Here is a 13,122-nt window from a genome sequence, read left to right as displayed (position 1 = left end):
ATGCTGCAACGGTTGTTTGATCGCGATTGCCATGCCGGCTGCTGGCTATCGGGCAGATCCAACGACAGAGTTGGTGTGATCGCCCGCCTTCGCGGGCGATCACAGCGGAATGTGAGGCGGCCTACGCCGCTCCGATCAATATCCCCACCGCCAGCACGATGGCGCCGCCGAGCACGATCTGGAACACGGCCTGAAGGAACGGCGTGTCCATGTAGCGAGAGCGGATGAAGGCGATCGCCCACAATTCGAAGAACACCACGACGCAGGCGATCGCCGTTGCGATCCAGAATGCATTGGCCCAACTGTCGGGCACGAGATAGGGCGCGGTGTGGCCGAGGCCGCCGAGCGTCGTCATCGCACCGCAGGTGACGCCGCGCAGCCAGGGCGAGCCGCGCCCGGTCAGCGAGCCGTCGTCGGACAGCGCTTCCGCAAAGCCCATGCTGATGCCGGCGCCGATCGAGGCCGCAAGGCCGACCAGGAACGTCTGCCAGTTCTGATGGGTGGCGAAGGCGGCCGCAAACAGCGGTGCCAGTGTCGAGACCGAACCATCCATCAGGCCGGCGAGGCCCGGCTGCACATATTGCAGCACGAACATCCGTCGCCGTGTGCGATCCTCCTCGGCGCGCACGTCCGGTTTCAGGATCTCGTCGGTCAATCTGGCGGCGGTGTGCTCATGGCCCTTCTCCGCTTCGGCGAGGTCGCCCAGCAGCCGGCGCACGTTGACGTCCTCGGCCTGCTCGGCGGCCTTGGCATAGAAGCGCTCGGCCTCGAGCTCCATGGTCTCGACTTCCCGGCGGATGGTGTCGAGCGGCAGGTTCTTGGTCAGCCAGATCGGGCGGCGGCGCAGAAAGCCCTTGACGTCCTCGCGACGGATCGGCGGCAAATGCTGGCCGAAGCGCTGCTCGTACAATTCCAGCAGCATATGGCGATGGCCGCGTTCTTCCTCGGCCATTTGCTCGAACAGCTTGGCCGAGTCCGGATAGCGTTCCTTCAGATCCTCAGCGAAGGCCATGTAGATGCGGCTGTCTTCCTCCTCGGAAGAAATCGCGACCGCCAGCACCTCGCGTTCGGTCAGTTCGGCAAAAGTCTTCACGGCAGCCCTGTCGTACAGTTTAGAATTATTCTAAACTATATAGGCGGCCGTTGTTCCCGGGTCAAATCAAGCCGGATGGGCTTTGGCGAGAAACGCCAGCAGCAGCCGGCTAACCTCGGCCGATTGCTCCTGCTGCACCCAATGGCCCGCGCCGTCGACGAGATGGCAACTGAGCATCTCCGTGCAGCCGCGCCCCTGCATGGCCTCGAACACGCCGGGGCGCTGATACGTGCCCCAATCCTGCTGGCCCGAGACGAAGCAGGAGGGCACGTCGATGCTGCGACCGGAGAACAATTGCATCTCGCTGTTCAGCGTCCCCGACGTGCCGTAGCGATACCATTGCAAGCCGCCCTGGAATCCCGTGCGACCATATTCGGCGCTGTAAAAAGCGAGGTCGCTGTCGGGCAGCCATTGGTTGGCGGCGATCATGGCCGGCGAAGGCATCTCCTTCGCCACCGTCTCAGCCATGGTCTCGCCGGCGTCCATCACGTAATAGGTCGGCAGCTTCGCCAGCTCGTTCGCCGACCACGATGTCAGCGGATACGGCTTGTTGCCGGCCCAGTCGGCGCTCTTGTGATGATAATAGGCGCGCAGGAAATCATGCACGCCCTGCGGCGCGTGCTGCATGTCGGCGTTGGCCGCGCGTGTCGCGTAGTACCATTGATAATGCTTGCGCGGACGCGGCAGCGCGGCGAGTTCGCGATGCACGGGGTCTTCGATCGCAGGCTTGGCCGGTGCATCGACCGTATTGAAAGGCAGCGGCGGCGCTCCGCCGAACGGCGCGCTCATCAGCGTCACCGAGCGAAACACGTCGGGCCTGATCAGCGCGCACCAGGCAGCAACCGGACTGCCGAAATCATGCCCGACGACGTCGACCTGCCTGTAGCCGAATGCCGACACCAAAGCGAGCGCGTCGCGCACGAGGTTGAGGAGCGAGAACGGCGCGAGATCGCCGTCGTAGTCCGCGCTCCATCCTGTGGTGCGGCCATAGCCGCGCTGGTCTGGCGCGATGACGTGATAACCGGCTGCGGCCAGGGCCGGCATAACCTTGCGCCAGGAGAAGGCCAGCTCCGGAAAGCCGTGCAGCAAAAGGATACAGCGCCGCCCCTTGGTCTCGAAGCCGGCCTCCAGCACATGCATGCGCAGGCCGTTGATGCCATCGACATAACGCGAGCGGATGCCGGCGGGCAGGGGGATGTCGGGGAGTGCCGTCATAGGTTTCTCCACACGGGCATTATCGTAGGGTGGGTTAGCGTAGCGTAACCCACCTCTTCCGTTTCCGAGGAGGCAGAAGTGGTGGGTTACGCCTTCGGCTAACCCACCCTACTGCATCTTCGCTATACCGCCTCACACACGAACGCATTGCCCTTACGTCGGATCTTCCCGACCGACGGCGAGGGGAAATGCGCCGTGCAGCACAGCGTATCCGTGTCGCAATAGCGTTCCAGGAAACCGCGTCGCGTCTTCGCGGCAGCCGCGGGATCGACGTCGAACTTGATCGACAGCTCCGGATAGAGCGTCTGCAGCGGCGAGTGCATGAGGTCGCCGGAGAACACGGCGTCGTCCCGGCCGCGGCCCATGGTGATGGCGATATGGCCGGGCGTGTGGCCGGGTGTCGGCAGGATGCGGACGTGGTCGCCGATCTCATGATCGTTGCCGACGAGTTCGTGACGTTTCGCCTCGACCACCGGCAGCACGCTGTCGACGAAAGGGGGAATCTCCATCTTCGTGTTCTGCGCGGACCAATGATCGAATTCCTGCCGGGCAAAGACGTAGCGCGCCTTAGGGAAGGTCGGGACCCAGCGGCCGTTCTCGAGCCGCGTATTCCAGCCGACGTGATCGACATGCAGATGCGTGCACATCACGAAGTCGATGTCATCGACCGAGAAGCCGGCGGCACCCAGAGCACGCAAATACGTGTCGTCAGTCTTCATGTTCCATTTGGGGCGATTGGGCCGCGGCTTGTCGTTGCCGATGCAGCTGTCGACAAGAATGGTATGATGCGGCGTCTTCACCACGTAAGACTGGAAGCACAGCAGCAGCACGCCCTGTTCGTCCAGTGCCTTCGCCTCGCGCATCCACGTCCGGTTCTCGGCCAGCACGTCCGGCGTCAGTCCCGGCAGCATCTCCAGTGCCGGGACGAACGAGGTTTCCTGCTCGATGATGCGATGGATGGTGAGATCGCCGACCGAGAACTTCAGGCTCATGAGAACTCCAGCAATTATGCGGCCGGCGGCACCGAGATCTTCACGGAGGGCCGCTCCAGCATCTTCTGGTGGAAGGCATCGAGCTTCGGATAGGCCTTGCGCCAGCCGCAATCGGCGAAGCGGAAGTCGGCGTAGCCGAGCACGCAGACGAGGCCGATCTGCGAGATGTCGAACGGGCCGTTCAGCACCTCAGGCATGTTCTCGAAGCGCGCCATGCCGGTCCAGGCCCTGTTCCAATGGTCGTCCGACCAGGCCTGCCATTGCAGGCCCTGCGGCCGCACCATCTTCTCGTAGCGGCACAGCAGCATGGAATCGAGCATGCCGTTGATCAGGGAGTGATTGGTCTTGGCCTTCCAGCGTCGCGGGCCGTAGTCCGGGATCAGGCTGCCGCCGGCCATCTCGTTGAGATATTCGACGATCACGTAGGAATCCAAAATGACGTCGCCGTCATTGGTGATCAGCACCGGCAGCTTCTTCAGGGGCGTGATCTTCGAATAGTCCTCATTGGCCGTGCCCGGCGCGACGGCCGCCGGCGTGAATTCGATCTTGTCGATCAGCCCCAGCTCGATCGCCGCGATGCGCACCTTGCGGGCGAAGGGCGAGGCGGGGGAGAAGGAGAGTTTCATGATGGACCAATCCCTGCAATCGATCTTGTACGAACGGTGTCTCCTCCGTCATGGCCGGGCTCGACCCGGCCATCCACGCGTCGCCGCGTGGCAAGACTGTGAGACGTGGATGCCCGGGTCGAGCCCGGGCATGACGACGGAGCGTGTAGGCGCAGCTTACGCCGCCACGATCTCCTGCCTCTGCTCGCCGAGGCCCTCGATGCCGAGCGTGATGACGTCGCCGACATTGAGGAAGGTCGGCGGCTTCATGCCGAGACCGACGCCGGGCGGCGTGCCGGTGGTGATGACGTCGCCGGGCAGCAGCGTCATGAACTGCGAGACGTAGGAAATGCACTTGGCCATGGAGAAGATCATGGTCTTGGTCGAGCCAGTCTGGCGGCGCTGGCCATTGACGTCGAGCCACATCGACAGGTTCTGCACGTCCTTGATCTCGTCCTTGGTCGCGAGCCACGGTCCGAGCGGACCGAACGTGTCGTGCGACTTGCCCTTGGTCCACTGCCCCAGGCGCTCGATCTGGAATGCGCGCTCGGAGACGTCGTTGCAGACGCAGTAGCCGGCGACGTGGTTCAGCGCGTCGGCTTCCGAGACGTATTTCGCACGGGTGCCGATGATCGCGGCGATCTCGACTTCCCAGTCGAGCTTGGTCGAGCCGCGCGGCTTCTCGACAGCGTCGTTCGGGCCGGACAGCGAGGTGTTAGCCTTCATGAAGATGATCGGCTCGCTCGGGATGTCGGCGCCGGTCTCCTTGGCGTGGTCGGAATAGTTGAGGCCGATCGCGACGAATTTCGAGATGCCGGTGACGGGGGCGCCGAACCGCGGCTTGCCGGAAACGGCAGGCAGCGAGGCAGGATCGAGGCCTGCCAGCTTCTTCAGGCTCTCCGGCGAATAGGCCTCGCCCGTGAGGTCCTTCAGATGCGCCGACAGGTCGCGCAACTGGCCGGATTTGTCGATCAGGCCGGGCTTTTCCGCACCCTTCTCGCCGTAACGAACAAGCTTCATTCTCGTTTCTCCCTGGAGATTGGACCGATCGGTTAACAGCTTCATGGAACAGGGCGGCGGGAAATTCAACCGCCGAAAAGGGGGCGCATTGCAGCCCCCCAATTCGGTGGGCAACGGCGGTTTCGTGTCCCGGACGCGGCGCAGCGCAGCGGTGCGGCGCACAGCCGAGACCCAGAATGCCCCGAGCATGGCCCCGGCTTAGCAGCGCATCACTTCGCGCTGCGCAGCATCCGGGGCACGAGGCCTAATCCAGCGCCACGAACCTGAACGCGTCGCCGTCCCGCTTGATGTGCCCGGCCGAGAAATGCCCGCCGATCACCAGCGTCGGGGTGTCGGCAAAGCGGCCGAACAATTCGCGCCGCGTCTCGGCCGATTGCGCCTGGTCGGAATCCGCGGTCGAGGACCAGTCGAGATGTGCCATCTGGCAGGGGTGATGGGCGACGTCACCCGTGAGCAGGCCTTGCTCGCCGCCGGACTGGATGAGAATGCTCATATGACCGGGGCTGTGGCCCGGCGTCGGGATCATGCTGATCTCCTCGCAAAGCCGGTGGTCGCTCGGGATCAGATCGGCCCTGCCGGCAGCGACGATCGGCTGCACGGAATCCTCAAACACGGCCTGCTTGTCCGGTTCGGTGGAGTGGTCGTGCCAGTGCTCGTATTCGGTCTTGCCGAAGACGTAGCGCGCGTTCGCAAAGGTCGGCACCCATTTGCCGTCGACCAGCCTCGTATTCCAGCCGACATGATCGACATGAAGATGCGTGCACAGCACCGTGTCGATGCTGTCGGGTGCAAAGCCCGCGGCCATCATCGTCGCCAGGAACGGCGTGGTGCGGTTGTTCCAGGTCGGAACATTGCGGCCCTGCTTGTCGTTGCCGAGGCCGGTGTCGACCACGATGCGGCGCGAAGGCGTCTCCACCACCAGCGAATGGATCGACATTTTCAGCCGGCCCTCTTCGGTGGCGAAATGCGGGATCAGCCAAGGCAATTTCTGAATCTCTGCATGGCCCGCCAGTGGCAGGATGAAGCGGGTCGAGCCGACCGTCTCCAACTCCACCACTTTCGTGATTTTGACCCGACCGACCTTCCATTGCATCCGGCGTTTCCCATGTTCCTCGCGTTGGTGGCGAAACATGCGCCGTTTCCGCCATGATGCGCAATGGATCATCTGACGCGCTGCGGCGTTATCGCCGGAACCGGAGGAGGAGCCATGCCAGAGCTTGCGATTTCCGCTGATAAGGTCGCCTTCATCATCGAGAAGGCGCGCGAATTCGACGTCAAGGAGGGCGATTCCGATCCGGATTCCGGCTCGAACCCGAGCGATGACGATGCGCTCGATGTCCTCGAGGACGACGGCTCTGATCCTGTCGTCCAAGAACTCGGGAGCTTCATGATCGCCTTGAACGAAGACGAGCAGGTCGATCTCGTCGCGCTGACCTGGCTTGGTCGCGGCGACGGCACGATCGATGAATGGGGCGATTTGCGCGCACGCGCGGCGGAGGCGCGCACCGAGTATCGCAGCCCGCGCCGCGAAACCGTGCACTATCTGCTCGGCGAGCCCATGCTGGGCGATCTGCTCGCCGACGGGCTCGACGCATTCGGCATCGACTGGACCGACGAGCGCACGACGGCCGACTCGTCCGGGCCGAGTCAGCAGGACGAGGATGAGCCGACCAAACAGCGTTGAGGGGCACCCGACGCCCCCACATCGTCATGGCCGGGCTTGACCCGGCCATCCACGTCTTCCTACCCAGCGCAAAGAACGTGGATGCCCGGGACAAGCCCGGGCATGACGATCTTTCGTGGATCGCGCCGTTTCAGGCGCGACGCCTCACAGCGTCCCCGGGAACGCGCCGCCGTCCAGCAGGATGTTCTGCCCGGTGATGAAGCCGGCCTTGGCGCCGCACAGGAAGGCGCAGGCATAGCCGAACTCGTCGGGCTGGCCGAAGCGGCCGGCGGGGTTGAGCTTGGCGCGCTCGGCCAGGATCTGCTGCGGTGTGACGCCGCGCTTGTCGGCTTCGCCCTTCGCGGTACTGGTGAGGCGATCGGTCTCGAACGGGCCGGGCAACAGGCCATTGATGGTGACGTTGTTGATCACGGTCTTGCGCGACAGGCCGGCGATGAAGCCGGTGAGGCCGGCGCGCGCACCGTTGGAGAGGCCGAGGATGTCGATCGGCGCCTTCACCGCGGCCGAGGTGATGTTGACGATGCGGCCGAACTTGCGCCCCATCATGCCGTCCACGGTCGCCTTGATCAGCTCGATCGGGGTCAGCATGTTGGCGTCGATCGCCTTGATCCAGTCGTCGCGGGTCCAGTTGCGGAAATCGCCGGGCGGCGGGCCGCCGGCATTGTTGATCAGGATGTCGGGCTCCGGGCATGCCTTCAGCACGGCTTCGCGGCCCGCCGGCGTCGTGATGTCGCCGACGATCTCGGTGACCTTCACGTCAGGATAGGCTTTCCGGATCTCGTCCGCGGTCTTCTTCAAAGCTTCGGCGCCGCGCGCGGTCAGCGTGACGTCGACGCCGGCTTCCGCCAGCGAAATGGCGCAGGCGCGGCCGAGGCCCTTGCTGGATGCGCAGACGATGGCGCGGCGACCTTTGATCCCAAGATCCACTGTTTCACTCCCGTAAATGTCAGGCAGGTTTTGGATGGCGGCACTCTAGCCAATCGCCGCGCCGCTGATAAGGGACGGGCTCGCATCAAAATGCATGCACCGGGGGCCAGCGATGCAAATGCGTTCTAGATCCGCCGCTCCTGCTTGAGGCGGTCGATCGCGGAGGCCGCTTCCGGCGGCAGCGACTTGAAGCCCATCTGCCCCGCCATGGAGAACAGGGGCCGTAGATGCGAGCCGGCGAGAAACGGCGGCTGGCGATTGGCCGGCACGATCTGGTCGAAAACCAGCACCAGCGTGGTGGCGACGAGGCCGACCCTGATGGCGCCGAGCGCGGCGCCGCCAAGCCGGTCGCCGATGCCGGCCTCGCCGATGGTATCGTTCAGCGTGATGTGGCCGATATGCCCGAACAGCATGCCGACCACGACGAAGATGCCGAAGAACCAGATCCAGTTCTGCAGCAGCGGTGAATTCGGGTTGCCTGCAATCTGCGGCGCAATCAGCGGCATCAGCGCGACCGCAATCGGCGCGGCGAGGAGATAGGCGAGGATGGTCATGGCGCTGCGCAGCAGGCCGGTCCTGAAGCCGAAGCCGACCGCGATGGCGAGTGCGGCATAGACGGCGAGATCGAAACTGTTCATGAGCACAACCCTGCCTTGATGGAGCAAGTGAACGCAAGTCCGATCATTCCGGTTTCAGATCGATAAAATCGTCTGTATTGATGGCTCCAAAATTCGGGGCTACGCGCGGGATTCGTTCGAGGAAATCGTCATGTCAGGCCTATTCGACGTCAGTCAAGAAACCATCCTCGTCACTGGCGCGAGCCAGGGGCTCGGCCGGCAATTTGCCCGGGTGCTGGCGGCACATGGCGCGGCCGTGGTGCTCGCGGCGCGGCAGACGGACAAGCTGAAGAGCCTGGAAGAGGAAATCCGCGGCAAAGGCGGCCGCGCCGCGGCGGTCGCGCTCGACGTTACCGACACCGCCTCGATCGCGCCGGCCGTGGATGCCGCGGAAGCGGCGCTCGGTCCTGTCACGGTGCTGATCAACAATGCCGGCATCGCCATCGAGAAGCTCGCGACCGAGCAGACCGAGGCTGATTGGGACGCCGTGATCGGGGCCAATCTGAAGGGCGCTTATTTCCTGGCGACCGAAATCGCGCGGCGCATGATCGCGCGCAAGCAGCAAGGCAACATCGTCAACATCGCCTCGGTGCTCGGCACCGGCGTGTTGAAGGCGGTGTCGCCCTACGCGATCTCCAAGGCCGGAATCATCCAGGCGACGAAGGCGATGGCGCTGGAGCTCGCAGGCCAGAACATCCGCATTAACGCGCTCGCACCCGGCTATATCGACACCGAGATGAACCACGCCTTCTGGTCGACGCCGGCAGGCGAACGTCTCGCCAAGCGCATCCCCCAGCGCCGCGTCGGCGCCGAGTCCGACCTCGACGGCGCCATCCTGCTGCTGGCGTCACAGGCGTCGCGTTACATGACGGGGAGTGTGGTGACCGTGGACGGCGGGTTCTTGTTGAATTGATTTTCTCCCGTCTTCCGAACAGGCGATTTTCACTCCGCTGTCGTCCTGGACAAGCGCGCCTCAAGCGCGCGCAGATCCAAGACCCTTTGGCCACAGTGAGTAGTTTGGCGAGGACTTCGGAGTGAGCACCTCGCGCCGCAACTTCTCCCTGTGGTTATGGATCCCCGCGTTCGTGGGGACGACCGCGGTTGACGAGGTGGGAGCCTCGCACTTCACAAGGCGGCACCATCGCTCAACTCGCCCGCATCTCCCCCCGGATCATATCCGCCGCCTTCTCCCCGATCATGATGGTCGGCGCATTGGTGTTGCCGCCGATCAGCGTCGGCATGATCGAGGCGTCGACGATGCGCAATTGCTCGACGCCGTGCACCTTCAGCGCCGGATCGACCACCGCCATCGCGTCCGTCCCCATCCTGCAGGTGCCGACGGGGTGATAGACGGTGTCGACGCGCTCGCGCAGGATGGCGCGGATGTCATCGTCGGTCTTCACGCCGGACGTGAACATGTCCTTCTTCTGCAACGCGCGCAGCGCCGGCGTCTCCATCAGCCGCCGCGTGGTCTTGAAGCCTGCGACCATTGCCTCGAGATCCTCTGCCTCGCCGAGGAAATTCGGGTCGATCATGGGAGCCGCGAGCGGATCGGCGCTTTTCAGCCATACGCTGCCGCGGCTCTTGGGCCTGAGCAGGCAGACATGGCATGAGAAACCCGCCTCCTTGTGCTTCTTGCGGCCGTGGTCGTCCAGCATCGCGATGACGAAGTGCAACTGGATGTCGGGTACGTCGAGGTCAGGCCGGGTCTTCAGAAAGCCGCCGCACTCGGCAAAATTGGTGGTCATCAGGCCGCGCCGTTCGCGGCGGTATTGCTGGATGGCGCGAAGCAGGGACGGCAACCGGCCGAGCGAGGCGTGGACGAAGTGCGGATAGTCGGAGGCATAGACGAACACGAAATCCGGATGGTCCTGCAGATTGCGCCCGACGCCCGGCAGATGATGCACGACGCCAATGCCGTGCGTACGGAGCGCGTCGCCATCGCCGATACCCGAGAGCATCAGCAATTGCGGTGACTGGAAGGCGCCGGAGGCGAGGATCACCTCGCGGCGGGCGCGCAACTGCTTTGTCTGCTTGCCCTGCACATACTCGACGCCGACCGCGCGGCTGCCTTCGAACAGGATCTTCGTGGCGTGCGCGCCGGTCTCGACACGCAGATTCACGCGCTTGCCCATATGGGGATCGAGATAAGCGCGCGCCGCGCTCCAGCGTTCGCCATTGTGTTGCGTCGCCTGGTAGCTGCCGAGCCCTTCATGATCCTCGCCATTGAAGTCCTCGCGAATGCGAAACTGCGCCTCGCGCGCGGCCTGAAGGAACACGTCATGGATTGGATTGTCCGTGCGCAGCCGGTTGACATGCAGCGGGCCGCCCTTGCCGTGATATTCGCCGTCGAAATCGGCGTTGTTCTCCGAGCGCTTGAAATAGGGCAGCACGTCCGCATACGACCAGCCTTCATTGCCGAGCGAGGCCCAGTGGTCGTAGTCCCATTTGTGGCCGCGGATATAGACCATGGCGTTGATCGCCGAGGAGCCACCGAGGCCCTTGCCGCGCGGTTGATAGCCGATACGGCCGTTCAATCCCTTCTGCGGCACGGTATCGAAGGCCCAGTTGGCCGTCTTGTAGGGCAGGGCAAGCCCGAATGGCGTGGTGATCCGCCAGCTATCGTTGCGTCCGCCCGCATCGAGCAGCGCGACGGATGCCCCCGCATCCTCCGACAGCCGCCCCGCCACGGTTGAGCCGCCCGAGCCCGCGCCCACGACGACGAAATCGAATGTATCGGTCAATGTTGTTTCCCCCATTGTCGTCATTCCGGGGCGATGCGGAGCATCGAACCCGGAATCCATTTGGCCGCATTGTGATTGTCAGATGGATTCTCAGGTGCGCAATCGCGCACCATAGCTCGCCTCTTGGAGGCGCCCCGGAACGACACCATTTGCGTCGCCCCTACGACATGAACCGCATCAGCTTCTCCAGCCGCGCGATCTTGCCGCCATAGGGTGGATATAGGTCGGCGAGGCGGTTGAACTTGGAGCGATAGAACACCGGCTTCAGCTTGCTGAAGGTGCGGAAGCCCCACTCGCCGTGATACGCGCCGGTGCCGGATGCGCCGACGCCGCCCATCGGCTGGTTGATTTGCGTGAAGTGAAACAGGCAGTCGTTGATGGTGACGCCGCCGGAGACGGTGCGTGCCAGCACCTCGTCCCGCGCGGCACCGTCCTTGCCGAACCAGTACAGCGCGAGCGGCCGGTCGCGACGGTTGACGAAGGCGATCGCGTCGGCCGGATCGCGATAAGCCAAAACGGGGAGCACCGGGCCAAAAATCTCCTCCTGCATCGCCGCCATCGCTTCGCTTGCATTGACGATCAGCGTCGGCGGGAATTTGCGGTGTGCCTTCCAGTTCGGATCGTCGGCCTTTGCCGGCTGCAGGATCTTGGCACCGCGCTGCACGGCATCCGCGACCAGGCCTTCGAGCCGCGCATAATGCCGGTCCGAGATGATCGAGGTGTAGTCCTTGTTGGAGGGATCGGTGCCGAACATCCGCCGCATCTGCGCGCGCACCTTCTCGGCAAAAGCCTGCAAGGATGGCTCCGGCACCAGCACATAGTCCGGCGCGATGCACGTCTGCCCGGCATTGAGCAGCTTGCCGTAGGCGATGCGCTCGGCCGCTTCATCGAGGTCGGCCGAGGCGTCGATGATCGCGGGCGACTTGCCGCCGAGCTCGAGCGTAACAGGCGTCAGGTTGCGCCCCGCGGCCTCCGCGACCAGCCGCCCGACCCGGGTCGAGCCGGTGAACACGAGGTGATCGAACGGCAGGCGCGCAATGGCCTCCGCGATCCCGCCCTCGATGCCGGTGACGAGCAACTCGGTCGCATCGAACCTCGTGGCGATCGTCTCCTTCAGCAGGGCTGCGAAATGCGGCGTCAGCTCGCTCGGTTTGATGAGGACGCGGTTGCCGGCGGCAAGCGCGCCGATCGCGGGCGCGAGCGTGAGCTGCAGCGGATAATTCCACGGCGCGATGATGCCGACGACGCCGAGCGGCTGCGGCATCAGCCGGTTGCGGGCGGGGAGGAATTGCAGCGCGGTCGCGACCCGCTGCGGCGCCATCCAGCTCTTCAGGTGCTTTGTGGCATGCCGGATCTCGGAGTACAGCAGCATGGTCTCGGCGATGGTGGTCTCGACGGCCGAGCGGTGGCCGAAATCGGCCGAGATCGCCTGCCGGAACCGCTCCTCATTGTCGGCGACCAGGCTGCGCAGCCGCGCCAGCCGGTCGAGCCGCTCGGCAAGCCCGGATGTCGGCTCGTCCCGCGAGCGCGCGACCATGGCGTGGAAGGCCTCCTCCAGCGCTCCGGCCGGGGCGCTCGTCAGGGATTTGTCCACGGTGTTCCTCCCTCGAGGGCGCGTTCGGCCCTCATCTTGTTGCCGCAAGCTGGCTCTTTGTGGAACTTCTGGCAAGAGCGTGGGGAATACAGCGGAAATCGGTCGCTTGCCCTGTCATAAAGTCGAAAAAAACGTTCCCGCAGCCCTTTCCAAAGCCAGCCCGCCTTGATACATACGCCCCGCACCCGACGGGCTTTTGCCCCGGGGTTGCCTTCCGAGGAAGCCTTTGGGACGGACGAGACAAGCCACGCGAACAGCGCCGGCCTCAACCGATCGTCCCCAGGATTTAACCGAAGGCAAAGCAAGTGTTTAACGCGGGGTGGAGCAGCCCGGTAGCTCGTCAGGCTCATAACCTGAAGGTCATAGGTTCAAATCCTATCCCCGCAACCAAATTCGGAATGACCGGTTCCGATATGAAAATGGCCCGCTTGACGCGGGCCATTTTTGTTTGGGTCATACGCCGCAGCGCCGCACCCGATTTTGCACGGAGCATGAGAGGCCAGCGGTCCACCGGCGTCGATGCCGCGTTGGCGTGCGTCGTCCGAGCAGCATGGCATGAGCGAGGGAACGTAATATCGATCCTCGCGTCATCATTGTTGCCGGATTCGTCCGGCGTTCGCTTTCCGGCTGT

12 protein-coding genes and 1 tRNA gene are annotated in these 13,122 nt (G+C 64.2%); 3 read left to right on the top strand and 10 right to left on the bottom strand.

Annotated elements, in window-relative coordinates; genetic code table 11:
* Nucleotides 1–121: 121 nt before the first annotated feature.
* The 6 genes from mbfA to XH83_RS31965 all read right to left on the bottom strand — a co-directional run bounded on the left by mbfA (nucleotide 122) and on the right by XH83_RS31965 (nucleotide 6,018).
* Complete coding sequence (gene mbfA, locus XH83_RS31990; protein WP_194404565.1) at nucleotides 122–1,093, bottom strand: iron exporter MbfA; 972 nt, start codon at nucleotides 1,091–1,093, stop codon at nucleotides 122–124.
* A gap of 66 nt (nucleotides 1,094–1,159) precedes the next feature.
* Entirely contained in the window at nucleotides 1,160–2,308 is a 1,149-nt protein-coding gene (locus tag XH83_RS31985; RefSeq protein WP_194404564.1) for an alpha/beta fold hydrolase, read from the bottom strand.
* Nucleotides 2,309–2,430: 122 nt separating this feature from the next.
* Entirely contained in the window at nucleotides 2,431–3,300 is an 870-nt protein-coding gene (locus XH83_RS31980) for an MBL fold metallo-hydrolase (protein WP_194404563.1), read from the bottom strand.
* 14 nt (nucleotides 3,301–3,314) lie between these two features.
* Nucleotides 3,315–3,926 (bottom strand): glutathione S-transferase family protein, encoded by a 612-nt coding sequence (locus XH83_RS31975; protein WP_194404562.1) that lies wholly within the window; start codon nucleotides 3,924–3,926, stop codon nucleotides 3,315–3,317.
* 156 nt (nucleotides 3,927–4,082) lie between these two features.
* Nucleotides 4,083–4,925 (bottom strand): fumarylacetoacetate hydrolase family protein, encoded by an 843-nt coding sequence (locus XH83_RS31970; RefSeq protein ID WP_194404561.1) that lies wholly within the window; start codon nucleotides 4,923–4,925, stop codon nucleotides 4,083–4,085.
* 244 nt (nucleotides 4,926–5,169) lie between these two features.
* Complete coding sequence (locus XH83_RS31965) at nucleotides 5,170–6,018, bottom strand: MBL fold metallo-hydrolase (protein WP_194404560.1); 849 nt, start codon at nucleotides 6,016–6,018, stop codon at nucleotides 5,170–5,172.
* A gap of 114 nt (nucleotides 6,019–6,132) precedes the next feature.
* On the opposite strand from XH83_RS31965, the gene XH83_RS31960 reads away from it, so the two are divergent.
* Nucleotides 6,133–6,609 (top strand): DUF3775 domain-containing protein, encoded by a 477-nt coding sequence (locus tag XH83_RS31960; RefSeq protein WP_194404559.1) that lies wholly within the window; start codon nucleotides 6,133–6,135, stop codon nucleotides 6,607–6,609.
* A gap of 144 nt (nucleotides 6,610–6,753) precedes the next feature.
* Here XH83_RS31960 and XH83_RS31955 read toward each other — a convergent pair whose 3' ends face one another.
* Together XH83_RS31955 and XH83_RS31950 are read right to left on the bottom strand one after the other, a co-directional pair.
* A complete protein-coding gene (locus XH83_RS31955; RefSeq protein ID WP_194404558.1) occupies nucleotides 6,754–7,536 on the bottom strand; it encodes an SDR family oxidoreductase in 783 nt (260 codons plus the stop codon).
* A 125-nt stretch (nucleotides 7,537–7,661) separates the two neighbouring features.
* Complete coding sequence (locus tag XH83_RS31950) at nucleotides 7,662–8,174, bottom strand: CvpA family protein (RefSeq protein ID WP_194404557.1); 513 nt, start codon at nucleotides 8,172–8,174, stop codon at nucleotides 7,662–7,664.
* Nucleotides 8,175–8,304: 130 nt separating this feature from the next.
* Between XH83_RS31950 and XH83_RS31945 the strand changes: the two genes are divergently transcribed.
* Nucleotides 8,305–9,066, top strand: coding sequence for an SDR family oxidoreductase (locus XH83_RS31945; protein ID WP_194404556.1), 762 nt, complete (start codon nucleotides 8,305–8,307; stop codon nucleotides 9,064–9,066).
* Between the two features lie 232 nt (nucleotides 9,067–9,298).
* On the opposite strand, the gene XH83_RS31940 is transcribed toward XH83_RS31945, so the two are convergent.
* Both XH83_RS31940 and XH83_RS31935 read right to left on the bottom strand, forming a co-directional pair.
* Nucleotides 9,299–10,897, bottom strand: a complete 1,599-nt coding sequence (locus tag XH83_RS31940) for a GMC family oxidoreductase (protein ID WP_194404555.1) — start codon at nucleotides 10,895–10,897, stop codon at nucleotides 9,299–9,301.
* A gap of 160 nt (nucleotides 10,898–11,057) precedes the next feature.
* Nucleotides 11,058–12,491, bottom strand: a complete 1,434-nt coding sequence (locus tag XH83_RS31935; RefSeq protein WP_194404554.1) for a coniferyl aldehyde dehydrogenase — start codon at nucleotides 12,489–12,491, stop codon at nucleotides 11,058–11,060.
* A 313-nt stretch (nucleotides 12,492–12,804) separates the two neighbouring features.
* Here XH83_RS31935 and XH83_RS31930 point away from each other — a divergent pair.
* Nucleotides 12,805–12,881, top strand: a tRNA-Met gene (locus XH83_RS31930).
* Nucleotides 12,882–13,122 lie beyond the last annotated feature (241 nt).

The organism is Bradyrhizobium sp. CCBAU 53351 (assembly GCF_015291745.1).
GTDB lineage: Bacteria > Pseudomonadota > Alphaproteobacteria > Rhizobiales > Xanthobacteraceae > Bradyrhizobium.
This window is presented reverse-complemented; position numbering and strand designations above follow the sequence as displayed.